Annotated in this window: 24 protein-coding genes and 2 tRNA genes; 14 read left to right on the forward strand and 12 right to left on the reverse strand. The window is 69.5% G+C overall.

All coding sequences use genetic code 11. From position 1 onward, the window contains the following. Positions 1-73: 73 nt before the first annotated feature. On the reverse strand, positions 74-1,690 hold the full coding sequence (locus GY24_RS10505) for an ABC transporter substrate-binding protein (protein WP_161498722.1): 1,617 nt from the start codon (positions 1,688-1,690) through the stop codon (positions 74-76). Between the two features lie 242 nt (positions 1,691-1,932). Here GY24_RS10505 and GY24_RS10510 point away from each other — a divergent pair, with 242 nt between their 5' ends. From GY24_RS10510 to GY24_RS10530, 5 genes are read left to right on the forward strand one after another with little or no spacing between them, the layout of a single operon-like run. Continuing rightward, positions 1,933-2,904 (forward strand): dihydrodipicolinate synthase family protein, encoded by a 972-nt coding sequence (locus tag GY24_RS10510; RefSeq protein ID WP_104475588.1) that lies wholly within the window; start codon positions 1,933-1,935, stop codon positions 2,902-2,904. An 8-nt stretch (positions 2,905-2,912) separates the two neighbouring features. Then, positions 2,913-4,037 (forward strand): Gfo/Idh/MocA family protein, encoded by a 1,125-nt coding sequence (locus tag GY24_RS10515; protein ID WP_104475589.1) that lies wholly within the window; start codon positions 2,913-2,915, stop codon positions 4,035-4,037. After that, positions 4,030-5,043, forward strand: coding sequence for an ROK family protein (locus GY24_RS10520; RefSeq protein ID WP_104475590.1), 1,014 nt, complete (start codon positions 4,030-4,032; stop codon positions 5,041-5,043). Before GY24_RS10515 ends, GY24_RS10520 begins: the two co-directional genes overlap by 8 nt. Positions 5,044-5,053: 10 nt before the next feature. Next, complete coding sequence (locus GY24_RS10525) at positions 5,054-5,740, forward strand: N-acetylmannosamine-6-phosphate 2-epimerase (RefSeq protein ID WP_104475591.1); 687 nt, start codon at positions 5,054-5,056, stop codon at positions 5,738-5,740. Beyond that, on the forward strand, positions 5,737-6,651 hold the full coding sequence (locus GY24_RS10530) for a DUF4862 family protein (protein ID WP_133161163.1): 915 nt from the start codon (positions 5,737-5,739) through the stop codon (positions 6,649-6,651). Before GY24_RS10525 ends, GY24_RS10530 begins: the two co-directional genes overlap by 4 nt. Here the strand turns inward: GY24_RS10530 and GY24_RS10535 are convergent. From GY24_RS10535 to ssb, 5 genes are all read right to left on the reverse strand, one after another. After that, positions 6,648-7,133, reverse strand: a complete 486-nt coding sequence (locus GY24_RS10535) for an acyl-CoA thioesterase (RefSeq protein WP_104475593.1) — start codon at positions 7,131-7,133, stop codon at positions 6,648-6,650. The genes GY24_RS10530 and GY24_RS10535 overlap by 4 nt on opposite strands. A 42-nt stretch (positions 7,134-7,175) precedes the next feature. Continuing rightward, positions 7,176-8,858 carry an energy-dependent translational throttle protein EttA gene (gene ettA / locus GY24_RS10540; protein ID WP_083363706.1) on the reverse strand — a complete coding sequence of 561 codons (1,683 nt, stop codon included), beginning with the start codon at positions 8,856-8,858 and terminating at the stop codon, positions 7,176-7,178. 189 nt (positions 8,859-9,047) lie between these two features. Beyond that, complete coding sequence (locus tag GY24_RS10545) at positions 9,048-9,620, reverse strand: hypothetical protein (protein ID WP_133161164.1); 573 nt, start codon at positions 9,618-9,620, stop codon at positions 9,048-9,050. Between the two features lie 87 nt (positions 9,621-9,707). Next, on the reverse strand, positions 9,708-10,223 hold the full coding sequence (locus GY24_RS10550; protein WP_104475595.1) for a DUF6993 domain-containing protein: 516 nt from the start codon (positions 10,221-10,223) through the stop codon (positions 9,708-9,710). A 59-nt stretch (positions 10,224-10,282) separates the two neighbouring features. Continuing rightward, complete coding sequence (ssb, locus tag GY24_RS10555; protein ID WP_161498723.1) at positions 10,283-10,789, reverse strand: single-stranded DNA-binding protein; 507 nt, start codon at positions 10,787-10,789, stop codon at positions 10,283-10,285. Between the two features lie 237 nt (positions 10,790-11,026). On the opposite strand from ssb, the gene GY24_RS10560 reads away from it, so the two are divergent. The 4 genes from GY24_RS10560 (at position 11,027) to GY24_RS10575 (ending at position 14,282) form a co-directional block, all read left to right on the forward strand. Next, positions 11,027-12,034, forward strand: a complete 1,008-nt coding sequence (locus GY24_RS10560) for an aldo/keto reductase (protein WP_104475597.1) — start codon at positions 11,027-11,029, stop codon at positions 12,032-12,034. 5 nt (positions 12,035-12,039) lie between these two features. Next, positions 12,040-12,996, forward strand: a complete 957-nt coding sequence (locus GY24_RS10565) for a DMT family transporter (protein ID WP_104475598.1) — start codon at positions 12,040-12,042, stop codon at positions 12,994-12,996. Between the two features lie 77 nt (positions 12,997-13,073). Beyond that, on the forward strand, positions 13,074-13,343 hold the full coding sequence (locus tag GY24_RS10570; RefSeq protein WP_104475599.1) for a hypothetical protein: 270 nt from the start codon (positions 13,074-13,076) through the stop codon (positions 13,341-13,343). 96 nt (positions 13,344-13,439) lie between these two features. Beyond that, positions 13,440-14,282 (forward strand): hypothetical protein, encoded by an 843-nt coding sequence (locus GY24_RS10575; protein WP_104475600.1) that lies wholly within the window; start codon positions 13,440-13,442, stop codon positions 14,280-14,282. A gap of 27 nt (positions 14,283-14,309) precedes the next feature. On the opposite strand, the gene nadE is transcribed toward GY24_RS10575, so the two are convergent. Beyond that, positions 14,310-15,134 carry an ammonia-dependent NAD(+) synthetase gene (gene nadE / locus GY24_RS10580; protein ID WP_104475601.1) on the reverse strand — a complete coding sequence of 275 codons (825 nt, stop codon included), beginning with the start codon at positions 15,132-15,134 and terminating at the stop codon, positions 14,310-14,312. A 104-nt stretch (positions 15,135-15,238) separates the two neighbouring features. On the opposite strand from nadE, the gene GY24_RS10585 reads away from it, so the two are divergent. After that, positions 15,239-16,456 (forward strand): cation:proton antiporter, encoded by a 1,218-nt coding sequence (locus tag GY24_RS10585; protein ID WP_104475602.1) that lies wholly within the window; start codon positions 15,239-15,241, stop codon positions 16,454-16,456. Between the two features lie 113 nt (positions 16,457-16,569). Here the strand turns inward: GY24_RS10585 and GY24_RS10590 are convergent, their stop codons facing one another. From GY24_RS10590 to orn, 4 genes are all read right to left on the reverse strand, one after another. Next, on the reverse strand, positions 16,570-17,223 hold the full coding sequence (locus GY24_RS10590) for an IMPACT family protein (RefSeq protein WP_104475603.1): 654 nt from the start codon (positions 17,221-17,223) through the stop codon (positions 16,570-16,572). Positions 17,224-17,230: 7 nt separating this feature from the next. After that, positions 17,231-17,584, reverse strand: coding sequence for a metallopeptidase family protein (locus tag GY24_RS10595; RefSeq protein WP_104475604.1), 354 nt, complete (start codon positions 17,582-17,584; stop codon positions 17,231-17,233). Positions 17,585-17,606: 22 nt separating this feature from the next. Beyond that, positions 17,607-17,682: transfer RNA gene (locus tag GY24_RS10600), tRNA-His, on the reverse strand. 48 nt (positions 17,683-17,730) lie between these two features. Beyond that, positions 17,731-18,351 carry an oligoribonuclease gene (orn, locus tag GY24_RS10605; protein ID WP_083363695.1) on the reverse strand — a complete coding sequence of 207 codons (621 nt, stop codon included), beginning with the start codon at positions 18,349-18,351 and terminating at the stop codon, positions 17,731-17,733. Positions 18,352-18,434: 83 nt separating this feature from the next. On the opposite strand from orn, the gene GY24_RS10610 reads away from it, so the two are divergent. The 3 genes from GY24_RS10610 to GY24_RS10620 all read left to right on the forward strand — a co-directional run bounded on the left by GY24_RS10610 (position 18,435) and on the right by GY24_RS10620 (position 22,031). Next, positions 18,435-18,507: transfer RNA gene (locus tag GY24_RS10610), tRNA-Arg, on the forward strand. A gap of 520 nt (positions 18,508-19,027) precedes the next feature. Next, the gene (locus GY24_RS10615; protein WP_104475605.1) at positions 19,028-19,585 is read left to right on the forward strand and encodes a phosphorylase family protein; all 558 of its coding nucleotides are present in this window, start codon (positions 19,028-19,030) and stop codon (positions 19,583-19,585) included. Positions 19,586-19,700: 115 nt separating this feature from the next. Further along, on the forward strand, positions 19,701-22,031 hold the full coding sequence (locus GY24_RS10620) for a cellulase family glycosylhydrolase (protein ID WP_133161165.1): 2,331 nt from the start codon (positions 19,701-19,703) through the stop codon (positions 22,029-22,031). On the opposite strand, the gene GY24_RS10625 is transcribed toward GY24_RS10620, so the two are convergent. Next, entirely contained in the window at positions 21,988-22,935 is a 948-nt protein-coding gene (locus GY24_RS10625; protein ID WP_104475607.1) for a DMT family transporter, read from the reverse strand. The two genes, GY24_RS10620 and GY24_RS10625, sit on opposite strands and share 44 nt — an antisense overlap. 84 nt (positions 22,936-23,019) lie before the next feature. Here GY24_RS10625 and GY24_RS10630 point away from each other — a divergent pair. Then, a partial coding sequence (locus GY24_RS10630; protein ID WP_202972933.1) for a LysR family transcriptional regulator occupies positions 23,020-23,810 on the forward strand: 791 nt, incomplete at its 3' end.

Genomic DNA, 23,810 nt, shown 5'->3' on the forward strand with positions numbered 1-23,810 from the left:
AGATTCCTACCTTCGTTGGTATGAGGGGGTGCGGGGCGCCGGGTGGGCCGGCGCCCCGCTGAGGGGGTGGGGATTAGTCGACGAGCTTCGCGTCCATCATGTAGACGCCGGGGATGTTCAGCGCCTTCAGGCCCTCAACCTTCTTCGGGTCCCATGCGGTGAACAGCTTCATGTGCATGACCGGGTAGATCACGGCCTCCTCGGCGATGACGTCGAGCGCGTCGTTCATCTTCGCATCGGTGACCTCGGCCGAGTCGGCCTGCTCCGCATCCGTGAGGAGCTCGTTGAGCGCGCCGTACTCGGGAGTCTCTGCCCACTTGTTCCACAGCATGAAGGTGTTGGTGGTGGAGTAGAACCACCGGACGTTCAGGTCTGCGTCGGTGCCGAACTGGTTCGGGTTGCCCGAGAAGGTCAGCACGTCGGCGGCGTCGCCCGCGGCAACCCGCGAGTTGAAGGTGGCGGTCTCGACGACGTCGAGCGTCGTGTCGACGCCGACGGCGTCCCAGTCCTGCTTGATCGCGTTGACCGCGGCGGCAGTCCACGAGATGTTGGTGGAGAGGAGCGTCAGCTTGAGGTCGGTGACGCCGGCATCGGCGAGCATCTTCTTCGCCTTCTCCGGGTTGTAGGAGAACTGCGTGGCCGCCTTGGTGTAGTACGGGCTGGACTCCTGCAGGAAGCTGGAGGCCGGGGTGCCCTGGCCGGCGATCGAGACGTCGATCAGCTTCTGCGCGTCGATGGCCATGCGCAGCGCCTGGCGGACCTCCTTGTTGTCGAAGGGGGCCTTGGCGGTGTTGAAGGCGAGGCCCAGCATGTTCATGCTGTCCGCGGCCTCAACCGTGAGGCCGGCACCCTTCAGCGTGTCGATGGCGTCCTGCGGGATGTTGTCGGAGATCGGCACACCGGAAACACCCGAGGTGAGCAGGCTGGTGCGCGCGGCGGCGTCGACGGAGACGTTCCACTGCATCGAGCTCACCTTCGGCGCCAGCGGGCCGTTGTAGCTCTCGTTCGTCTCGAACGCGGTGAAGGAGGTCGGCTCGGTGCCGGAGATCTGGAACGGGCCGGAGCCGACGGCGTTGGCCGGGTCGGCGTAGAACTCATCGGCCTGGCCCTCGAAGACGTGCGCGGGCATGATCTTGAGGATGGAGAAGCGGTCGAGTGCGTAGGGGAAGCCGTACTTGAGCGTCAGCTTGACGCTGTCCTCGTCGATCTTCTCCGCGGAGTCGAGCCAGCTGTTGAAGAAGGCACTCGTGATGACGGGCTTGTCGGGGTTCAGGACGCGGTTGACGGAGAAGACGACGTCGTCTGCTGTGACGGGCTCGCCGTCGCTGAAGGCCGCACCCTCGCGGAGGTCGACGGTCCACTCGAGCGCGGAGGTGTCCTCCGGCAGGGCGCTCGCGAGTGCGGCGAACGGCGTGCGGTCGACGGGGGACGAATCCCAGAGGCCCTCGTAAATGTGGTTCTGCGCCGACATGGCGAACGCGGATCCGGTGTTCAGCGGGTCCCAGGAGCTGTTGTTGTTGTATCCGATGGCGACTTCGATGTGCCCTGCGGCTTCCTCAACGCCAACGCTGGTGCTGGACTGTGGGCCGCTGCACGCGGTCATCAGCGCAACGGATCCGACGGCGACGGTCGCCATGGCGATGCGCTTGAACCGGCGAGCATCTTTGCCCGCCCAATTGTTATTGTCCAACTGCTCGTTCCTTTCGATCGCGAAGTACCCAAGAGAGCCCACATAGGACGTCCCACGTCTTCGTAGGATGCCTACCGTAGTGAAAATCCCTGCGGTGGTCAACATCGATCTCGGTAACGAAAAATAACGAAGCCGACCCTTGACTCGCGACTCGGCCGTTTGCCATACTCTGAAATCTACGACCAGACATCCCACGTCCTATCACTACGTTGTGGTCAGGGCGCGGACAGACCAGGAGCACCGTGAGCACCCCTCTCAGCACCACCGAAACGACCACCGACAACGCGCCAACGACGGCGCTCAGTGGAATCGTCCCGCCCGTCATCACCCCCCGCGACGCCGCGGGGAACATCGACACTGCCTCGCTGGCGCGGGTCGTCGACCACCTCATCGACGGCGGCGTCAGCGGCCTATTCATCCTGGGCTCCTCCAGCGAGGTTCCCTACCTCACCAACGCCGAGCGCGATGTTGTCGCCGACGCGACGGTGGCCGCCGTGCGCGGCCGCGTGCCCGTGCTGGCCGGCGTCAACGAGCAGACGACGAACCGCGTCATCGACGAGGGCCGCCGGCTCCTCGATCGCGGCATCGAGGGCTTCGTCGTGACGACCCCGTACTACGCAATCTCCGACGACAACGAGGTGGCCAGCCACTTCCGTGCCGTGAAGGAAGCCCTCGCGCTCCCCCTCTACGCCTACGACGTACCGGTGCGCACGCACCGCAAGCTCTCCCCCGCCTTCCTGGCGGCTCTGGCGGAGGACGGCGTCATCGCCGGCGTCAAGGACTCCTCCGGCGACGACGTCTCCTTCCGCCAGCTCCTGCTCGCCACCGCCCACCTGGAGGACTTCCGCGTGTTCACCGGGCATGAGGTTGTCGTCGACGGGGCCCTGCTCGGCGGCGCGCACGGCGCCGTCCCCGGCCTCGCGAACGTCGACCCGGCCGGCTACGTGCGCATGCACGAGGCGGCCCGCGCCGGGGACTGGGCGTCGGTCAAGGCCGAGCAGGACCGCCTGGCTCGCCTGTTCGAGATCGTCTTCGCACCGACCCCCGGGCGCGTGTCCGGCGGGGCGGCCGGCCTCGGCGCGTTCAAGACCGCGCTGGCGCTGCTCGGCGTCATCGACAACAACCGCATGAGCGAGCCCATGCTCTCCCTCAACGCCGAGGAGACCGCGCGCATCCGCGGCATCCTCGTCTCCACCGGCCTCCTCGCAGAATAGGAACAGTGATGTCCACCATTCGATACGGCCTCATCGGCGCTGGATACCTTGGCAAGGCGCTCGTGCGGGCGCTGAACCGCCACGACGACGCCACGATCACCGCCATCTTCGACCCGCTCACCGGTGACGCCTTCGCCGCCGAGTTCGGTGCGACGGTCTACGCCGACTGGAAGGAGCTCTGCGCTGCCGACGACGTCGACGCCGTCATCGTCGCCTCGCCGAACTGGGCACACCACGAGCAGGTCGTCGAGGCGGCGCGCCTGGGCAAGGCCGTGTTCTGCGAGAAGCCGGTCGCGCTCTCCTACGAGCACACCGTCAACATGGTCGAGGCGGCACGGGCATCCGGCTCCCTCTTCATGGTCGGCCACGTCACGCACTTCATGAGCGGGGTGCGCCGCGCGAAGGAGCTCATCGCGGAGGGCGCCATCGGCGACATCGTGTTCTGCCGCGCGGTGCGCAACACCTGGGAGGGCCAGCGGGACGGCTCCAGCTGGAAGAAGCAGCAGGCGCTCTCCGGCGGCCACCTGTACCACCACATCCACGAGCTCGACCTCGTGCTCTCGCTCCTCGGCGAGGCCAGCACCGTCACGATGGTCGGCGGCAACGTCGCCCACCGCGGCGTCGGCGAGGGCAGCGAGGACGACGTGCTGGCCGCGCTCCTCGAGTACGACGGCACGCGCTTCGCCGCGATCGAATACGGCTCGGCGTTCCGCTGGACCGAGCACTACGTGCTCATCGAGGGCACGCTCGGCGCGATCCGGCTGGGCATGCAGGGCGACGGCTGCGAGCTGCGCACCCCCGACCGCGTCGAGCGCTTCCCGCTGCACCGCACGCCGGAGGAGGAGGAGAGCCGCGCCGCCTTCTACAACCGCGGTGAGCGCGACGCAAGCGCGCTGTTCGGCACGCCCGACGCCGACGTCCCGCTGTGGATGGCGGGGATCCTCGAGGAGGAGACGGACTACTTCCACGCGCTGATGCTGGGCGGGGAGGTGCGCGAGGAGTTCCGTTCGCTCACCGACGGCAGCGCGGCCCTGGCCTCGCTGGCCACCGCCGACGCCATGATGCTCTCGCAGCGCGAGGGCCGCAAGGCGGCAGTCACCGACATCACCGCGGGCACCCCTGCGAATGTCTAACTCCCCCCTCGGAACGGGCGCCGCGCTGCTGTCAGCGCGGCGCCCGTTCCTCATCGGCATCGACCTGGGCGGCACCAAGATCGCCGGCGCCCTGCTCTCGGGGGCCGGCGAGGTGCTCGCCGAGGCCCGCACACCCACGCCGGCCGGCGCCGACGCGATCGTCACCGCCGTCGTCGGGCTCGCCCAGTCGCTGCGCGCGACCATTCGGGCCGATCACGCCGCGGCGGACGTCGACGCGATCGGCATCGGATCGGCCGGAGTCGTCGACATCGCCACGGGCGCCATCCTGGACGCGACCGAGGCGATTCCCGGCTGGCGCGGGACCGCGCTCGCGGAGCGGGTCACCGCGGCCACCGGGCGCCCGGTCCGCGTCATCAACGACGTCCACGCCCACGCCCTCGGCGAGCAGCGCGCGCTGGACATCCCCTCTGCGCACTCGACGCTGCTCGTCGCCGTCGGCACGGGCATCGGCGGCAGCTTCTTGGTCGGCGGCGTCCCGCTGCTCGGCGCGCACTCCGTCGGCGGGCACATCGGACACGTGCCGACCCCGGCCGCCGCCGGCATCCGTTGCTCCTGCGGCGCGCTCGGCCATGCGGAGGGCAGCGGCTCCGGAACCGGCATCACGGCGAACTACGTCGCGGCCGGCGGCGAGGCGCTGGACGGCCCCGCGATCGTCGCGCGGGCCAGCGCCGGCGAGCAGCGCGCGCGCGACGCCGTCGAGCGCTCGGCGCGCACCGTCGGCGAGCTCGTCGGCGGGCTCGTCAACACCCTCGACCCCCACAACGTCATCCTCTCCGGTGGCGTTCCCGACATCGGCGCTCTCTGGTGGGACGGCTTCGAGCGTGCCGCCCGGGCAGAGCTGCTCCCTCGCACCCGCGGGGTCGACCTGCTCCTCGGCCGCAGCGCGGCCGCCGCCTGCCGGGGTGCCGCTTCACTCTGGGACGAGCGCCTCTGGGCCGAGCTCCTCGCGCAGGTCGACACCCCGCCCCACCGCCCCCTCAGCTAGAAGGACCAGCATGACCATCGAAGACTTCCTCGCCGCCGTGCGCGGCCGCCTCATCGTCTCGGCGCAGGCCTACCCCGGAGAGCCGATGCGGCACCCGGAGACCATGGCGCAGATCGCCGAGGCGTCCGTCGCCGGCGGTGCAGCGGCCATTCGGCTGCAGGGCATCGGCGACATCCGACTCGGCAGCGCGCGTCTCGACGTGCCCATCATCGGGCTCTGGAAGGACGGGAGCGACGGCGTGTTCATCACCCCGACGCTGAGACACGCGCTGGCCGTCGCCGAGGCCGGCGCCGCGGTCGTCGCGATCGACGGCACACGCCGCCCCCGGCCGGACGGCCTCGACCTCGCCGAGACCGTCGCGGGCATCCACGCGCAGTCCGGCGCCCTGGTCATGGCCGACTGCGGCAGCCTCGGCGACGCCGTTGCCGCGGCTGCTGCGGGGGCCGACATCATCGGCACCACGCTCTCCGGCTACACGGGCGAGCGCGAGAAGGTGGAAGGCCCAGACCTGGAGCTGATCGCCGAAATCCGAGCCGCCCTCCCGGAGGCGGTGCTCGTGGCCGAGGGCCGCATCCACACGCCGGCGCAGGCGGCTGCCGCCCTGCGCGCCGGCGCAGACAGCGTCGTCGTCGGAACGGCCATCACCCACCCGTCCACGATCACCTCGTGGTTCGCCGCCGCCGTGGCCAGCGCATGAGGCTCCTCGTCAGCGCCTACACGCTCTCCCCCGCGCACGCTCACTGGGACGAGGCGGTCGAGCAGGAGTTCCTCGGCCGGCTGAGCACCCTCCCCGGCGTGGACGCGATCGAGATCCCCTGGCTTGGCCGCATCCACCCGCACGACGACGACTGGATGCTGCGCGCCTTCCCGCGGGGCATCGCCCTCGCGATCACCCCGCTGCCGTTCGTGATGCGCCGGAGCGGGGAGAGCCAGCGCTACGGCCTGGCCTCGCCCGACGCCGACGGCCGCCGTGCGGCGCTCGAGGACATGGCGCGCCTGCGCGACGACGTCGCCGTTCTGCACGGCAGGGGCATCGGTCCGGTGCTCTTCGTCGAGTTGCACAGTGCGCCCCGCGGAGGCGGCACGGCGCTCGCCCTCGAGCGCTCTCTCACCGAGATCGCATCCTGGGATTGGCAGGGCGCCGAGTTGCTGCTGGAGCATTGCGACGCCGACACGGGCACGCGCGCGTTCGAGAAGGGATTCCTCTCGCTCGAGCAGGAGATCCGCGCAATCCGAGACTCGGCCGCCCCCGTCCAGCTCTGGTTGAACTGGGCGCGCTCTGCGATCGAGCTGCGCGACCCGGATGCCGTCGCGGGCGCTGTCCGAACGGCCGCGGACTCCGGTCTGCTGGCCGGGCTCGCCCTCTCCAGCGTGTCGCCCAGGGCCAGTGCGTACGGCCCCGCCTGGGTCGACGCGCACCTGCCATTTGACCGACGCGACGCGGAGGGATCGATCCTCACCGCGGAGCGCGTGCAGGCTGCGCTCGATGCAGCGGCCGGTGCGGAGTGGCTCGGGCTCAAGCTGTCCCCGCACCCCGGCGAGAACTCCATCGACCAGGTGGTCGACACGGTGCGCTCACACCAGCTCGTGCTGCCGAGTCGCCGCTAGCGGCGCTTGGCGAACTGCACCGGGTCCTCCAGGTACGGAGTCCAGGCGGCCCGCTCCTCTGCGCTGATGCGCCGCGGGCGCTCGGTCACCGAGTCCACCAGCACGATCGTCGTCGCCGCGCGAGTGTAGAGCGTCCGCGCCTCCGTGGATTCCGGCGACCAGACCTGGTAACAGACCTCGAGGCTGGCGCCGCCCAGGTTGCCGATCCACAGCTCGACGTCCATCGGCGCACGGAGGTAGGGAATCGGCGCCAGGTACTCGATCTCCTGGCGGGCGATCAGGCTGAGCGTGGCCGCGCCCGGCCGGGCGTCCAGCACGGCGGTGCTGGCGCCGACGGCGCCCTGCGCGCCCCCTTCGGCGTCATCCGCCCAGAACGCCTGGATGCGCGCCTCCTCCAGGAGGCGCAGCATCTCGGCGTTGTTGACGTGCCCGTAGGCATCGAGGTCCGACCAGCGCAGCCGGATCGGCACATGCAATCTCATCGGAACCTCGATGCCCCAGGCGTCGTCGTGCTCAGCCGGCGATTAGTCGCGCGTGAGCTTGCGGTAGGTGGAACGGTGCGGCTTGGCGGCATCCGCACCCAGACGCTCGACCTTGTTGGCCTCGTACGCCTCGAAGTTGCCCTCGAACCAGTACCAGTTCGCCGGGTCCTCCTCTGTGCCCTCGTAGGCGAGGATGTGCGTCGCGGTGCGGTCGAGGAACCACCGGTCGTGGGTGATGACCACGGCACAGCCGGGGAACTCGAGCAGCGCGTTCTCGAGGCTGCCGAGGGTCTCGACGTCGAGGTCGTTGGTCGGCTCATCGAGGAGCAGCAGGTTGCCGCCCTGCTTGAGGGTCAGCGCCAGGTTCAGGCGGTTGCGCTCACCACCGGAGAGCACGCCGGCCTTCTTCTGCTGGTCCGGCCCCTTGAAGCCGAACTGCGAGACGTAGGCGCGCGAGGGGATCTCCGTCTTGCCGACGACGATGTAGTCCTGCCCGTCGGAGACGACCTCCCAGAGGTTCTTCTCCGGGTCGATTCCGCCACGGCTCTGGTCGACGTAGGAGATGTCGACCGTCTCGCCGATCTTCAGGTCGCCGCTGTCGAGGGGCTCGAGGCCGACGATCGTCTTGAACAGCGTGGTCTTGCCGACGCCGTTCGGGCCGATGATGCCGACGATGCCGTTGCGCGGCAGGGTGAAGGTGAGGTTGTCGATGAGGATTCGCTCGCCGAAGCCCTTCTTCAGGTTCTTGGCGTCGATGACCTGCGAGCCGAGGCGCGGGCCGACGGGGATCACGATCTCCTCGAAGTCGAGCTTCCTGGTGCGCTCGGCCTCGTTCATCATCTCCTCGTAGCGGGCGAGGCGGGCCTTCGACTTGGTCTGGCGGCCCTTCGCGTTGGAGCGCACCCAGTCGAGCTCGTCGGCGAGGCGCTTGGAGAGCTTGGCGTCCTTCTTGCCCTGCACCTCCAGGCGGGCCTGCTTCTTCTCCAGGTAGGTGGAGTAGTTGCCCTCGTAGGGGTAGAGGCGTCCGCGGTCGACCTCGGCGATCCACTCGGCCACGTGGTCGAGGAAGTACCGGTCGTGGGTGACGGCGAGGACTGCACCGTGGTACTGGCTGAGGTGCTGCTCAAGCCAGAGAACACTCTCGGCGTCAAGGTGGTTGGTGGGCTCATCGAGCAGCAGCAGGTCGGGCTTCTGCAGCAGCAGCTTGCAGAGCGCGACGCGGCGCTTCTCACCGCCGGAGAGGTGGGTGACGAGTTCATCGGCCGGCGGGCAGCGCAGCGCGTCCATGGCCTGCTCGAGCTGGGAGTCGAGGTCCCAGGCGTCGGCGTGGTCGATCTCTTCCTGCAGAACGCCCATCTCGGCGAGCAGGGTGTCGAAGTCGGCGTCGGGCTCGCCCATGGCGAGCGAGATCTCGTTGAAGCGGTCGAGCTTGGCCTTGATCGGGCCAACACCCTCCTGCACGTTCTCCAGGACGGTCTTGGTCTCATCCAGCACCGGCTCCTGCATCAGGATGCCGACGGTATAGCCCGGCGTGAGCTTGGCCTCTCCGTTGCTCGGGGTGTCCAGCCCGGCCATGATCTTGAGGATGGTGGACTTTCCGGCACCGTTCGGGCCCACGACGCCGATCTTGGCGCCGGGCAGGAACGACATCGTGACGTCGTCGAGAATGAGCTTCTCGCCCACCGCCTTGCGGGCGCGAACCATGGAGTAGATGTATTCAGCCACTATTTTTCCTAAATTCTCTGTATGCCTGGGCCCCGCGCCGTGCACGACGCTCATCGTTCGCGCGATAACGCGCTGACTCGACGTGCTTCGAGGGCCTGAATGCCGACCTCTGCGCCCTCGCGGAGCGTGAGGGCTGGCAATTCGACGCTACGGTCGAGGATACCGGGAAAACCTGCCCGGGGCTGATCGTCAGTGCACGATGGCGCTCAACCAGATGATGCCGACGCCGAGCGACGCCGTGATTGCCGCGTTGAGGATTCGCCGCGGCCATCCCCTGCGTCTCTTCACCGAGTTCCAGAACCCCAGTGCGGCAAGCGTCAGGACGCCGGCCCAGAGGGCGATGTAGTAGCCGACGTACTCGTCGAGCACCCCGGCGGCGGACAGCAGCAGGAAGGCGGCCGGCACCAGCATCGCGAGCACCATGCCGATGGAGTGGCGGGCGGAGTCCAACACCAGCAGCCACAGCTTCCGATGGGCGGCGTCTGGCGAGCCGTGCACGGCGACGACGGCGGAGTAGATGTGCGCCAGCCAGAAGACGCCGACGGTGCCGAGGGTGAAGAAGAAGACTTCGAGATCGGTGTCGTAGTTCCAGCCGACCGCGATCAGCGCGCTGACCAGCACCGTGCCGTAGATGGCGTACTCGGTCGCGTAGACGCCGGCGACGGCTTCCACCGACCGGACGCCGCTCTGCGCTGCCCGATCGAGCCAGCCGGAGCCGGGCGTGCCTGATTTCTCAGGCGGATCGGCAGGCTCGCCAGCCATGGCCGTCCACCCAGGGGGCTCTGCTTCGCATGGATTTCACGCTAGTCCCGCGAGCCGCGCCGGTCTATGGTCTGGCCAGCCCGATTGCTACCAGTCGATGGCCCGGGTGGCGCCGATCAGACAGCTGCCCGTGGAGAGCATCGCCGTGACCGCACTCTGGTAGCCGCCGCTGGACGGACCGAACTGGCCGAGCAGGCACTCGCCGTTGAACCGAACGGCCCACGGCACGGAGTCGGCGGCCAGGTCGACGGAGGTCCGGTCGAAGCCGACCTCCATGTCGGCCTTGTTGAAGCCACCGACGACCAGGGCGTTGATGAACGACTCCCCGCCCGCCGAGGGGTTGGCGGCAAGCACCGCGGCCGCGATCGAGTCGAAGTAGGCGAGGTTCTCCTGGGCGGTGCCGTCCGGCAGCAGGACGAGCGGCTCGACCGGCACCTCCGTCGCGCTCGGCGCCGGAGCGGCCGTCTGCGTCGGCGCCGGAGTGGCCGGCGCGGGTGAGGAGCATGCGGCGAGCGCGAGCATCGTGGACGCTGCCAGTGTCGCGAGCAACACCCGCGGCATCCGCGGCATCGCTCGGCTGGTGGCGGAACTCTCGCTCGACATCTCTCGCCTCTCTGACGGGTTCACTTCTGCGAACGAGTCTATGGGCGAGCCGACACCGGCTAGAACGGGGTGGCCTCCAATTCGCTCACGCGCTCCGCCCCCGGAACGGACCAGTGCTCAGCCGGGGGCTCTGTCGGCTCGCCGGCGGTGGGGCCGTCGCTGTTTCCGGTACTCGGCTGCGCCTGGTCCAGGGGCAGGGCCCGGGTCGTGCGCCGGAAGCTTGCCGTCCCCCACTGCAGGTCCAGCCCGATCACGTCTGCCTCCAGGTCAATGGACGTGCCGCGCCGCTCGCCGGTGTCCCAGGCACGCAGGTGCAGCCGCCCGGTCACGACGACGGGATCGCCCCGGTGCAGGCTCGCCATGGCGTTCTTCGCCAGGCCGCGGAACGCGCTCACCGTGTACCAGTTGGTGTTGCCGTCGGACCAGGTGTTCGTGTTCTTGTCGTACTTGCGCTGGGTGGACGCCATCCGGAACTTGATCAGAGGCACGCCGCTCGACGTGACCTTCTCCTCCGGGTCGTTTCCGATCACACCCAGCACGGTGATGATGTCATTGGTTTCACGCATGGGAATCGTCCTCTCGGTTCGTGTTCCGCCCGTCGCCGCTGCGCGGGCTGTGGCCACGGCTCCGGCGCTCGTGCCCGTCATCCGGGCCGTGACCACATGCAATGAGTGTGCGCCGGCGGCGCGCCCAGGCAGCCGGGCACGTGCAATCTGTGCACTGCGGCCCCGCCGGGACCGGCTGTGCACAACAGGGGTGACGCGGGGTGCAGACGGCGGGTTCCCTGCCCCTAGAGTGATGCCATGAGCTATGTCGCAGCAGACAACCGGTATGACACGATGCGGTACAACCGATCCGGGCGGAGCGGCCTCCTGCTGCCGGCCATCTCGCTCGGGCTGTGGCACAACTTCGGCCACGAGCGCCCCATCGAGACCCAGCGTGCCGTGCTGCGCCGGGCCTTCGACCTCGGCATCACCCACTTCGACCTCGCCAACAACTACGGCCCTCCCCCCGGCGCGGCCGAGACGAACTTCGGCCGGATCTTCGCCGAGGACTTCCGCGGCCACCGCGACGAGATGATCATCTCCAGCAAGGCCGGTTACGACATGGCGCCTGGCCCCTACGGCGAATGGGGCTCCCGCAAGACCCTGCTCTCCTCGCTCGACCAGAGCCTCGGACGGCTGGGCCTGGACTACGTCGATATCTTCTACTCGCACCGCCCCGACCCGAACACCCCAATCGAAGAGACCATGGGGGCGCTCGCGACCGCCGTCCAGCAGGGCAAGTCCCTCTACGTCGGCGTCTCCAACTACAGCCCGGAACAGACCCGGGCCGCCGCGGCCGCCCTCGCCGCCCACAAGGTGCCCCTGCTCATCCACCAGCCGAGCTACTCGATCTTCAACCGCCACGTCGAGGACGGGCTGTTCCCCGTTCTGGAGGAGGTGGGCGCCGGCTGCATCGTGTTCTCGCCTCTCGCGCAGGGGCTGGCGACCAACAGGTACCTGGATGGCGCGATCCCCACCGACTCGCGCGCCGCGACCAGCCGGTTCCTCAATCCCGAGCAGATCAGCCCGGTCTACCTGGAGCGCGCCCGCGCTTTGAACGAGATCGCGGCCGGCCGTGGCCAGTCGCTGGCTCAGCTGGCGCTCAGCTGGGTGCTGCGCCAGCCCGGCGTGACCAGCGCGCTGATCGGCGCGAGCAGCGTCACCCAGCTGGAGCAGAACGTGGCGGCACTGGATGCCGCACCTCTCACCCCCGAGGAGATCGCGGCGATCGAGCCGTTCGCCGTGCACGGCACCGGCCTGCGCTAAACGCGGTGGGCTACCTCTACGCGCTCGTCGCAGCCTTGCTGTTCGGAGCGAACGGGTCCCTCGCCAAGGTTGTGCTGGAGGCGGGGGTCACCCCGGCCCAGCTCACCTTCGTGCGCGTGCTCACGGTGACGGTGATCGCCGGCGTCTGGCTGCTCATCAGCGATCGCTCGGCGTTCCGCATCGGATGGCGCCAGCTGGGCGTTCTGGCCTACCTCGGCGTCGTGGGCGTCGCACTGCTGCAGTGGTTCTATGCCGTGGCGCTGACGATGCTCCCCGTCGGGCTGACCCTCCTGCTGGAATACCTCGCCGTCGTCGCCGTGGCTGTGATCGCCCGGGTCGTGTTCAAGGAGCGGGTGAAGGCGCGCCTCTGGCTGGCGATCGCCCTCGTGCTGGTCGGGCTGACCCTGGTGGCACAGATCGGCAGCGGCACCGTGTCCGTGCCCGGCGTGCTGTTCGCCCTGGCGGCCGCCGCCAGCCTCACCGTCTACTTCCTCGTCGGGGAACGACAGCTGACCGCCAGCTCCCCGCTGGCCGTGGCATTCTGGGCCATGGGCTTCGCGACCCTGTTCTGGCTCGCCTTCAGCGGGTGGTGGGAGCTGGATGTCACGCTGCTGAGCTCCCCCGTCTCCTTGGGCGGTGCGCTCGCGGCCGTGGTGCTTCCCGTGTGGATGCCGCTCGCGGTCACCGCCGTCGTCGGCAGCTTCGTGGCGTTCCTGCTCTCCTTCCTAGCGCTCAAGCACCTGACGGCCACCGCGGCGGGCATCACCTCCTCCGCCGAGGTGCTGTTCGCATTCGCCGTTGCCTGGCTCTGGCTCGGCGAGGCGCTGGGCCTGGCGCAGCTGATCGGCGTCGGGATCGTGGCGGCCGGCATCGTGCTGGCGCAGACCGCGCGGGCCGAGAAGATCGTCGACCCCGAGCTGGCCGCCGCTGCGCTCCTGGCCCCCGCACCGCACGCCAGATAGCCGTGTCGGTGCTGCCGTCTACCGTGTGAATCACACCGCAGACGCGGCACAGCGACGGCAGAAGGCGAAAGGGCACCATGGCATACAACATCAACAGCACACTGATTCGTCCGCCCGCGACACCGTTGGGCGTCAGCGTCGCCGGCCTGGAGTTCCTCCCGGTGCGCGGGGGCCTCTGGCGCGTCGCATCCGTGCGCGGCACCATCCTCGGGCAGATCGAGTTGTGTTCACAGGATGCCGGCGCCGAGCCACGCTTCACCGCACGCGCCCTGCACTCCGACGGCGTCAGGCACAGCACACTCGGCGATTTCGGCACCGCAGTGGCCGCCGCCGACTGCTTCCGGTGACCGACCCCGCTCGAAATCGACGCATCCGGAGCCCGAGTTGAGGCGCGCCGGGACGACTCCCCCGCGGCCCCGCCGCACGCCGGTAGAGTGCCGCACATGCAGTGGTTGACAGATTTCTCTGACTGGTTCTTCTCCGCGGACGCGCAACCGGTGCTTTTCACCGCCGCCGTCATCGCGATCGCTCTCCTCGCCTCCGGCCTCCTCGCCGCCTGGATCGCCCGCGGCGCGATGAAGCGGGTCATCGCCCAGCGCAACACCGAGATCAAGATCGCCGCGATCGCCGCTCTCGTCGACGCGTCGGTCGAGGCCTCGGTGTGGAACTCGCTCACCCCGCAGGAGCAGGTGCTCTCAGACCGGGCCGTCGGCCAGGCTGACATCCAGGTGCGGATGCTGCCGATCCGCGGTTCGGGCATCGCAGCAGACTGGGCGGCGCACCGCTTGCACGAGCTCAAGCGCGCGTCGGCCACCTTCGGCTACCAGTCGGAGCCGGCGGTCACCGACTTCCGCGACCGTCTGATCGAATGGCAGGCCAAGCCGAGCCGCGCCCGCAAGGCCTTCGCCAGCGACCTCGAGCAGTGGAAGAGCGCCACCACCGAGAGCGATCGCACGCTGCTCGCCGACCAGGACGCCTGGGTCGCCCAACAGCACCGGGCACAGTACAACTCGCCCCTGTTCGCCCAGCCGCCGGTGCCGAACGAGCCCGTCGACACCCAGAAGCTGCTCGCCGACGTGGACGCGCTGCGCCAGCCCGCCGCGGCCGAGCCGATGCCCGCGCAGCAGAGCGCGTCTCTGTTCCCGCTGGCTCAGGCCGCACCGGCGCACGCCTCACCGACCCAAGTAGCTCCGACTCAGGCAGCTCCGACGCACGCAGCTCCGACGCAGGCCGCGCCAGCGCTGTTCCCGCCGGCGCAGTCGTCAGCGGCAACGCCCGAGGCGTAGCCGCGCCCGCGCGGGCGCACTGGGGCTCTAGCGCCACCATTCGTCGAACAGGGATGCCGGCGTGCGGCGCTTGTGCTCGCTGGCCAGGTAGCGACCCTCGATCGCGGCCGCCGCGGCATCCGACACCTGCTTGCCCTCGAGATAGTCATCGATCTCGGTGTAGCTGAGCCCGAGGTTGGCCTCGTCGGTCTGGCCGGGGGTCTCATCGAGCAGGTCGGCCGTCGGCGGCTTGAGGTAGAGCCTCTCCGCCGCGCCGAGGTGCTCGAGCAGCGCACGCCCTTGCCGCTTGGTCAGCCCGGCCAGCGGCAGCAGGTCGGTGCCGCCGTCGCCGTACTTCGTGAAGAAGCCGGTGACGGCCTCGGCGGCGTGGTCGGTGCCGACCACCAGGTAGCCGTGCCCTCCGGCGATCGCGTACTGCGCGATCATGCGCATGCGCGCCTTGACGTTGCCCTTGTTGAAGTCGCTGATCGGCTCGCCGAGGGCGCGGGCGTACTCGTCCTGGATACCGTCGACGCCCGCCTTGATGTTGAAGGTGACGGTCTGCGCCGGCTGGATGAACTCCAGCGCCAGTTGGGCGTCGTCCTCGTCGCGCTGCACGCCGTAGGGCAGGCGCATGGCGACGAACACCGGGGCGTCCCCGCCATCCGCGGCCATCTCGTCCACGGCCAGCTGGCACAGCCGGCCGGCGAGCGAGGAGTCCTGACCGCCGCTGATGCCGAGCACCAGACCGCGCGCGCCGGTGCGGCGCAGATACGCGGTGAGGAAGTCGATGCGCCGGCGGATCTCGGCGGCGGCGTCGATGCTCGGGCTCACGTGGAGCTCGGCGATGATCTGAGACTGAAGCGCGTGCATGCGTCGAATCTACCGCGCGAGCCGCGCGGGGCTGCGCACGGAAGCCGCGCTTCGCTATCATCGCCTGCAGAACGCGCTGCGCGAGCGCTGCAGGCAGGAGCCGAATGGACATCTCAATCCCCTCGCTGATCCTGATTGCCGCGATCGCCGTCGCCGCACCCCTGCTCGGTCGGGGCCTCGGGCGATTCGTCAAGATCCCCCTGGTGGTGTTCGAGATCGTCCTCGGGATCGTGCTCGGGCCGTCGCTGCTCGGCTGGGTGCAGCCGGGCCCCTTCACCGAAACGCTGGCCGACTTCGGCCTGGCCATGCTGTTCTTCCTCGCGGGCAACGAGATCGACTTCGCCCGCATCGCCGGCCGTTCCCTGATGCGGGCTGGGCTCGGCTGGCTGCTCTCGCTCGCCGTCGGCGTCACCGCCGGCATCCTGTTCTCGCCCACCGTCGGTGCGGGCGTGTTCATCGGCATCGCGCTGACGTCGACGGCGCTCGGCACGATCATGCCTGTGCTGCGGGATGCCGGTGAGCTGCGCACCCCGTTCGGGATCGCGACGACCGCGGTCGGGGCCGTCGGCGAGTTCGGCCCCTTGCTCGCGATCACGCTGTTCCTCTCCGGAACCACTCCCCTGCACGCCACCATCGTGCTCATCGGTTTCGCGCTCATCACGGGGGCCGCGATCTGGCTGGCGGCGATCGGCGCCGGCCGGAGCATGCACGCCCTCATCACCGCGACGCTGCACACCAGCGGCCAGTTCGCGGTGCGCCTCGTGATCTTGGTGCTCGTCTCACTCGTGGGGCTGAGCGTGGCGCTCGGCATCGACATGCTGCTCGGCGCGTTCGCGGCCGGGGTGCTCTACCGGGTGTTGCTCACCGGGGCGCCGGAAGCGGACGCCACACTGGTCGAGGCCAAGATCGAGGCGATCGGCTTCGGCTTCCTGGTGCCGATCTTCTTCATCAACACGGGGGTCACCTTCGATCTGGACGGCCTCATCGGTGATCCGCAGGCGCTTCTGCTGCTGCCGATCTTCGTGCTGGCGCTGCTCGTCATCCGCGGCCTGCCGAGCACGCTCGCCGCCCCGCGCGGCAGCACCCCCGCCGATCGTGGGGCGTTGCTGCTGTTCGGGGCGACCGGCCTGCCGATCATCGTCGCCGTCACTGCGATCGGCATCGACACGGGTGCCCTGGACTCCGGCACGGCGGCCGCACTCGTCGCCGCCGGGATGTTCTCGGTGCTGCTGTTCCCGCTCACCGGTCTCGCGCTGCGCAAGCGCTCCCGCGACTACACGGCCCGCCCGGCGGACGAGGAGGCCGTGGCGGAGGAAGCGTAGGGCTGCTGGGCGGAATGGTCGTGTGCTCCGGCCGGACTGGGCCGCGCCGACGGAGCAGCGCAGCCCCCGAATCCCCGGAGCCCCGGGTTCGGCCGCGCCGAGGATGAGGCGGGCTAGAGTTCGACGTCGATCAGTTCGTACCCGGCGGACTCGAGTACGCCCCCACCGGCGGTGACACCCGCGACGATGGCGCGCAGCGCGGCCTCGTCCGGGCCACTCAGCCTCACGACGGCGCGGCTGCCATATTCGGTTCCGAGAATGTTCACGCCCCGCTGGCGCAGCTCGGCTTCGATCCGGCCGGCGTCGGCGTGCGCGAGTGCCAGCGTGTAGAGCTCTCGCCGCTCACGCGCGACCACGGCGTCCTGTGCGTGGGCCGCGTCGACGGCGGAGAGCACGGCATCCGAATAGGCGCGCACGAGGCCGCCAGCGCCCAGCAGGACGCCGCCGAAGTACCGACTGACCACTGCGACGGTGTCGATGAACTCGCGGCCGCTGAGCGCCTCCAGCATGGGGCGGCCCGCCGTGCCGGACGGCTCGCCGTCATCGTTCGAACGGCGCACCTGGTCGGGGGCGGATGCCGGGCCGAGCACGAACGCCGAGCAGTGGTGCCTGGCGTTCCACTCCTCGCGGCGGGCCGCGTCGATCTCGGCGCGCGCGGCCGCCTCATCCTCGACGCGGACCAGCCGACAGAGGAAGCGCGAGCGCTTGATCTCGATCTCGGTGTCGATGCGGGCACCGACTCCGCCGCGCAGCGTGAGGTCCGGCATCCGGTGCCTAACCCCAGCCGAGCTCGTGCAGCTGCTCGTCGTCCATGCCGTAGAAGTGGCCGATCTCGTGCACCAAAGTCACGTGGATCTGGTCGCGCAACTCGTCGATGTCGTTGCAGTGGGCGAGGTGGGCGTCACGGTAGATCGTGATGAGGTCCGGCAGCTCGCCGAATCCGTAGTTTCCACGGTGCGTCAAAGCGATGCCGTGGTACAGGCCGAACAGGCTCATCGAGCCGTCTTCTGCGCGATCCTCGACCGAGAACTGCACGTTCTCAAGGCCGGCCATCATGTCATCCGGGAGCAGATCGAGTTCATCTGCGACGAGGGCTTCGAAGTCCTCTTCGCTCATCTCGACTGGCATCGGATGCCCTTCTGAAACAACTTGGGGTGAGTAACGGGGCTTGAACCCGCGACCTCCTGGACCACAACCAGGCGCTCTACCAGCTGAGCTATACCCACCATGCGCCTGCTTCTCGCGAACTCGAAGAAGGCAACTCAATGAGTGTATTACATCCGCGGAGCGAAATCGGACACAACGCTCGCCGACACCGCCTGCACCTGCTCCGTCGTGGGCCCAGGATCCGCGACAAACACGGCGCGTCGGTAATATTCCAGCTCTCGAATTGATTCCAAAATATCTGCCAAAGCCCGGTGTCCACCGTCCTTTTTCGGCGCGTTGAAGTACACCCGGGGGAACCAACGGCGCGAAAGCTCCTTGATCGAGGAGACGTCGACGTTGCGGTAGTGCAGGTGTCCGTCCAGGCGCGGCATGAATTTGGCCAAGAACGCCCGGTCGGTGCCGATGGTGTTGCCGGCCAGCGGGGCCTTCTGCTCGGTGGGAACGTGCTTGAGCACGTACTCCAGCACCTGATACTCGGCCTCCGCGACGCTTACACCCTGCGGAATCTCCTCAATCAACCCCGACGTGGTGTGCATGTTGCGCACGAAATCGTTCATCGACTCCATCGCGGAGTCGTCGGGCTTGATCACGATGCTGAAACCCTCGTCCACGGCCTTCAGGTCGTAGTCGGTGATCACCACCGCAATCTCTACCAGTTCGTCGACCTCGAGATCGAGGCCCGTCATTTCACAGTCGATCCAGACCAGACGGTCGCTCGCATTCGTCATGGGCTTGAGTCTACCGAGGCGAACCGACGCCCTCCCCCGCTTGCAATTGCGCCGAGGCCGCTGCGGTATCGTAGTCATGGTGCGCCTCCGTAGCTCAGGGGATAGAGCAGGAGCCTTCTAATCTCTTGGTCGCAGGTTCGAATCCTGCCGGGGGCACCCCTCTGAAACGCTTTCGCGGTGCTTCTCATCTCTTGGTCGCAGGTTCGAATCCTGCCGGGGGCACCATCGACACCACCTACCCGCGGTGCTTCTCATCTCTTTGTCGCAGGTTCGAATCCTGCCGGGGGCACCCCTCTGAAACGCTTTCGCGGTGCTTCTCATCTCTTGGTCGCAGGTTCGAATCCTGCCGGGGGCACCACCGACACCACCTACCCGCGGTGCTTCTCATCTCTTTGTCGCAGGTTCGAATCCTGCCGGGGGCACCCCTCTGAAACGCTTTCGCGGTGCTTCTCATCTCTTGGTCGCAGGTTCGAATCCTGCCGGGGGCACCACCGACACCACCTACCCGCGGTGCTTCTCATCTCTTGGTCGCAGGTTCGAATCCTGCCGGGGGCACCCCTCTGAAACGCTTTCGCGGTGCTTCTCATCTCCTGGTCGCAGGTTCGAATCCTGCCGGGGGCACCCCTCTGAAACGCTTTCGCGGTGGCCCTTCGCTCAGTCAGGCGACAATGGAAGCGTGAAACTTCTTGTTGCCGCCCTCGAGGCCGAACTGACCGCATTCCCCGCCGAGCTCCCGGGCTTCGACCGCTTGGTCACCGGCCCGGGCAAGCTGCAGGCGACTTTCGCGCTGACTCGTGCGCTGGACGCCGGCGACTACGACGAGATCCTCGTGGTCGGCACCGCGGGCGCGATCAACCCCCTCCTCACGTCCAGGGTGTACGACGTGGATGCCGCCATCCAGCACGACGTCACCGATGTCGACGGGATCGTCGGGCAGCACGTGTCCCTGCCGGCCCGCGTCGAGACCGGCCGCGAGGGCATCACGATCGCGACCGGCGACCACTTCGTCGACGACGAGGAGGCCGTCGGCGTCATCCTCCCGCTCGGCGCCGGGCTTGTCGACATGGAGACGTACGCGTACATCTGGGTGGCCCATCAGTTCGGCGTGCCGATCCGCGTGCTCAAGTCGGTCTCCGACCGCGCGAAGGACGGTGCCATCACGGATTGGCGCGCCACCGTGGCCGCGTGCAGCGAGCAGCTGCGCGAGACGGTGCGTGAGGAGTACGGGGTCTGACCCCACGGGCATCCGCCCGATAAACCCGAGCACCGCTTGGATTTGACACGCGCGAGCGTGTGGCTGATGCTGAACGGGCTGTCCCGCCACCTGAAGCTTGTCACGATGGAGTGTCATGAAATCGGTCCGACGTCCCGTCGTTGCCCTGTCAACCATGCTGGCGCTGGTGGTGTTCCAGGCCGCCGCCGATCCGACGGGTCTGCTCGCGCTGGTGGGCTGGTCGGGGGCGCTCCCCTCGCTCGCCGCCGGCGCGTGGACGTTCGCGCCATACCTGGTGTTCGTGCCGGTGCTGCTCGGCGTGCTCTGGTGGGCCACCGCGCGCGCCGGTGAGCGCTTCTGGACGCACACCGCCGGCATCGTGCTGGCGGTGCTCCTGGCCCAGGCCGCCACGACACTCGTCATGACCGGGGACCTGGCCGCCGCCGGCTACGCGGCCGGCTTCGTGGTCGGCAAGGCGATCCCCGCGGCGCTCATCGTCGCCGCACTCACCCGTCTCTTCGGCGGCCCGCGCGAGCTCCGCTCCTTCGCGTCCGGCATGGTCTGGCCGCCCGCCATCCTGTTCGCCGCGCTCGCCCCGCTGCTGGCCGGGCTGTGGTGGACCGGTGCCGTGTACGCCCCCGGCATCCCCGCGGCGCGCCCCGACCGTGGCATTCTCTCGGTGATCGTCGCCATGCTGCTCATCGCCGCCGCCACGGCCCTCTGCCTGCGCTGGATGCGCACGCGGGTGCCCGGCGTGCTGGGCGGCTGGCTGGCCGCGCTCCTCGCCGGCGGGCTGGTCGGCGTCGTGCAGGCCACGATCGGGCTGATCGCGGACGGCGGCTTCGCCGGCGACATGTGGCCGCTGATGGTCGCCTACATCGCGGTCGCCGACGGGCTCGCCTTCGGCGCCTGCGTCGGGTGGGCGGTGGGCATCGGCGCCGTCGTCACCGACCGGGTCGGCGCGGCGAACTCGGCCCGTGTCCCGCTGGTCGCCGCCGCCTCGGTCGCTGTGCTCGCGCTGGCCGCATCGCTGGTCCTGCCGAGCACGGGTGCGGCGTCTGCGGCGAGCGCCGAGGCGACACCGCCGGCCGGGATGCTGCGTGCCGAGGCATCCGCCATCACCGACGGAGCCGGCAACCAGGTCTTGCTGCGCGGGGTGAACGTGAACAATCTCGTCGACTTCTACCAACCGCGCCCCGAGGTGCCGGCGACCACGCCGCTGACGGAGGCCGACTTCGCGGGGATGGCGGAGTACGGCTTCACCGTGTCCCGCTTGAACATCTCCTGGTCGGCTCTCGAGCCCGAGCGCGGCACCCTCGACCCCGCGTACCTGGCGCAGATCAGGGACGCGGTGCGCTGGGCGGCCGACAACGGCATCTACACCGTGCTCGACATGCACCAGGACGGCTGGTGGAACGGCGCCACCGCAGAGGGCACCGCGTGCCGGCCGGGCACCGAGACCATGTGGGGCTATGACGGCGCACCGGAGTGGGCAACGATCACGGATGCCGCACCGCGCTGCCAGTTCACCGGCCGCGACATCTCCCCCGCCGGCAACCGGGCGTTCCAGAACTTCTATTTCGACACCGACGGCGTGCAGAGCGCCCTCGCCGAGACGTGGGGCAAGCTGGCCGCGGAGTTCCGCGACGAGCCGATGGTGGCCGGCTTCGACCTGCTCAACGAGCCGGGGTTCGGCGAGACGGCGCCCGTGACGACCTCGCACATGCTCGGCGCCTTCTACGGGAAGGCGATCGAGCAGATCCGCGCGGCCGGCGCCCCGCAGATCGTGTTCGTCGAGCCGAGCATCTTCTGGTCAGGGCTCGGCTTCGACACCGGCCCGACCGCCGGCTTCACGACCGACCGCAACATCGTCTTCTCCCCGCACCTGTACGCCGAGTCGATCACCATGGACCGCAGCCTCGGCATCCCCCCGATCGTCGGCCTGGAGCGCCAGTTCGGCCTCGCCCAGCGCGTCGCCGCCGAGTACGACGCCCCGCTCTGGTCGGGCGAGTACGGCTACTGGGGCGAGGACGCCGACGTGCTGGCCCGGCTGACCCGTTATGCGGATGCCGAGGACGCGCACCTGCTCGGCAGCGCCTACTGGGTGTGGAAGCAGGCCTGCGGCGACCCGCAGAACGGCATCCAGGAGTTCGGCAACGCCCTGATGATGCAGGACTGCGTGACCGGCGGGGATGCGCCGCCCAAGGCGGACCTGCTCGAGATCCTGAGCCGGGCCTACCCGCAGCACGCGCCCGGCAGGCTCACCGCGCTCGAGGCCGACGGTGCTGCCGTCCAGCTGGCCGGCAGCACCGACGCGCGCAGCTGCGGCCTGCGCGTCTGGGTTCCGGGCACGGCCGAGCCCACGGTCGAGGCGACAGGCGTCACGGATGTCGAGGCGACCGCGGTGCCCGGCGGCTGGATCGTCACGGGCTGCGCCGGGGGCGAGTACTCGTTGTCGACCCGCTAGCGGCCGCGGCTGTGGCGGCCGGCCTCGGGGCCGCCCTCGGCGCCCGGGCGATGATCAGCACACCCAGGATGACGACGGCGCCGCCCAGCAGCTCGGCGGGGATCGGCAGCTCGCCGAGCCACACCCACGCGATCAGCACCGCGACGGGCGGCACCAGGTAGAGCAGCGAGGTCGAGACCGCCACCGGCATGCGGGCGACGGCGTACGCCCAGAGCACGAAGCCGAGCGCGGAGGGCAGCAGGCCGAGGTACACGGCGGCCAGCCACGGCCCGGCCCCCGCGCCGAGCATCTCCTCCCAGCCGAGCGGCACGAACGGCAGCGTCATGACGGTTCCCGCCACCATGGCGTAACAGGCGACCTCCACGCTCGTGTACCGCCGCAGCAACGGCCGCTGCAACGGGTGGTAGACGCCCTGCACCACCATGGCGGCGACCACGATCCAGACGGATGCCGAGAGCGAGACGCCCGCCCGGGCCAGGCAGACGAAGGCGACCCCGGCGAGCGCGATGGCGCTGCCCACGATCGTCACCGCGCCGATCCGCTCGCTGAAGAGCAGCCGGGCGACCGCGACGGAGACGAGGGGCGCCGCCGCGACGATGATGCTCGCCGTGCCGGCCGGGACGTGCAGCTCGCCCCAGTTGAGCAGCAGCTGGTACGCCGTCATCCCGAAGAAGCCGCAGGCGGCGAGCCAGCCGAGGTCGCGGGCGCGCGGCATCCGGGCCCGGGCGAGCGCGGCGAACACGAGCAGGGCGAGCGTGGCGACCAGCAGGCGGGCGAAGGACAGCCCGATCACGCCGAGCTCCGGCGCGGCCACCCGGATCGCCGGGAAGGCGCTCGCCCAGAGCACGACGACGAGCAGACCGGCGAGCAGTGCGCGATGACCCCCGGGGGCGTTGACCTTCATGGCCCCATGCTGGCAAACTGAACACGGCAGCACAATTGAATTGTTCTGACTGAATACCTCAGCAATCCTTATGGAAGGCGTGCCGTGCTCGACGTCCGCAAGCTCCGGATGCTCTCCGCCCTCGAGCGCCTCGGCACCATCGCGGCCGTCGCGGAGGAACTCACCCTGACCGCCCCCGGCGTGTCGATGCAGCTGAGCGCGCTCGAGCGCGAGCTCGGCATGCAGCTGACCGAGCGCCAGGGCCGCCGCGTCGCCCTCACCGCGGCCGGCCGGGCGCTGGCGGTGCACGGGCACGAGATCCTGGACCGGATCACGCTCGCCGAGCTGGAGTTGGACGCCCTGCGCAGCGGCACCGTCGGCCGCTACACGCTGAGCGCGTTCCCCTCCGCCGCCCGCACGATCCTCGCCGACGCCTGCCGCCGGCTGATCGCCGAGGGGGATTCGGCGCTCGACCTCCGCATCCGCACGGACGAGCCCGACGAGGCACTCGCCGCGCTGAACACGGGCGCTGTCGACCTCGCCCTCATCCACTCCTACTCGAATGTGCCGCGCGAGCTGCCGCGCGGGGTGACGACCCGCACCATCGGCAGGGAGCCCGTCTGGCTCGCGGTGCGCCGCTCGGGGGGTCCGGATGCCGCACCGGCCTCGACGCGGCTGGAGGACTACGCCGCACACCCCTGGGTGGTCCCCGCCGCCGGCTTCACCTGCGCCGACATGGTCGAGCGGGCCTGCGGCCTGGCCGGCTTCCGTCCACGGGTCGTCGCCGAGTCCCTGGACTTCGGCGTGCAGCTCGAGATGGTCGCCGCCGGCATGGGCGTCGCGCTCGTGCCCGACCTCACCGTCGACCGGCTGCCGGACGGCGTCGAGCTGGTCCG

Source organism: Microterricola pindariensis, assembly GCF_002936985.1.
GTDB classification, from domain to species: domain Bacteria; phylum Actinomycetota; class Actinomycetes; order Actinomycetales; family Microbacteriaceae; genus Microterricola; species Microterricola pindariensis.

What these genes read in the sequence shown, in the direction of transcription:
- nadE (WP_104475601.1), bottom strand. Translation starts at nt 15,134, where the DNA reads ATGCACGCGCTTCAGTCTCAGATCATCGCCGAGCTCCACGTGAGCCCG.
- orn (WP_083363695.1), bottom strand. Translation starts at nt 18,351, where the DNA reads ATGACGAATGCGAGCGACCGTCTGGTCTGGATCGACTGTGAAATGACG.
- GY24_RS10575 (WP_104475600.1), top strand. Translation starts at nt 13,440, where the DNA reads ATGCAGTGGTTGACAGATTTCTCTGACTGGTTCTTCTCCGCGGACGCG.
- GY24_RS10535 (WP_104475593.1), bottom strand. Translation starts at nt 7,133, where the DNA reads ATGAGATTGCATGTGCCGATCCGGCTGCGCTGGTCGGACCTCGATGCC.
- GY24_RS10520 (WP_104475590.1), top strand. Translation starts at nt 4,030, where the DNA reads ATGTCTAACTCCCCCCTCGGAACGGGCGCCGCGCTGCTGTCAGCGCGG.
- GY24_RS10550 (WP_104475595.1), bottom strand. Translation starts at nt 10,223, where the DNA reads ATGTCGAGCGAGAGTTCCGCCACCAGCCGAGCGATGCCGCGGATGCCG.
- GY24_RS10590 (WP_104475603.1), bottom strand. Translation starts at nt 17,223, where the DNA reads ATGCCGGACCTCACGCTGCGCGGCGGAGTCGGTGCCCGCATCGACACC.
- GY24_RS10620 (WP_133161165.1), top strand. Translation starts at nt 19,701, where the DNA reads ATGAAATCGGTCCGACGTCCCGTCGTTGCCCTGTCAACCATGCTGGCG.
- GY24_RS10545 (WP_133161164.1), bottom strand. Translation starts at nt 9,620, where the DNA reads ATGGCTGGCGAGCCTGCCGATCCGCCTGAGAAATCAGGCACGCCCGGC.
- GY24_RS10585 (WP_104475602.1), top strand. Translation starts at nt 15,239, where the DNA reads ATGGACATCTCAATCCCCTCGCTGATCCTGATTGCCGCGATCGCCGTC.
- GY24_RS10595 (WP_104475604.1), bottom strand. Translation starts at nt 17,584, where the DNA reads ATGCCAGTCGAGATGAGCGAAGAGGACTTCGAAGCCCTCGTCGCAGAT.
- GY24_RS10525 (WP_104475591.1), top strand. Translation starts at nt 5,054, where the DNA reads ATGACCATCGAAGACTTCCTCGCCGCCGTGCGCGGCCGCCTCATCGTC.
- GY24_RS10515 (WP_104475589.1), top strand. Translation starts at nt 2,913, where the DNA reads ATGTCCACCATTCGATACGGCCTCATCGGCGCTGGATACCTTGGCAAG.
- GY24_RS10570 (WP_104475599.1), top strand. Translation starts at nt 13,074, where the DNA reads ATGGCATACAACATCAACAGCACACTGATTCGTCCGCCCGCGACACCG.
- GY24_RS10625 (WP_104475607.1), bottom strand. Translation starts at nt 22,935, where the DNA reads ATGAAGGTCAACGCCCCCGGGGGTCATCGCGCACTGCTCGCCGGTCTG.
- GY24_RS10530 (WP_133161163.1), top strand. Translation starts at nt 5,737, where the DNA reads ATGAGGCTCCTCGTCAGCGCCTACACGCTCTCCCCCGCGCACGCTCAC.
- GY24_RS10560 (WP_104475597.1), top strand. Translation starts at nt 11,027, where the DNA reads ATGAGCTATGTCGCAGCAGACAACCGGTATGACACGATGCGGTACAAC.
- ssb (WP_161498723.1), bottom strand. Translation starts at nt 10,789, where the DNA reads ATGCGTGAAACCAATGACATCATCACCGTGCTGGGTGTGATCGGAAAC.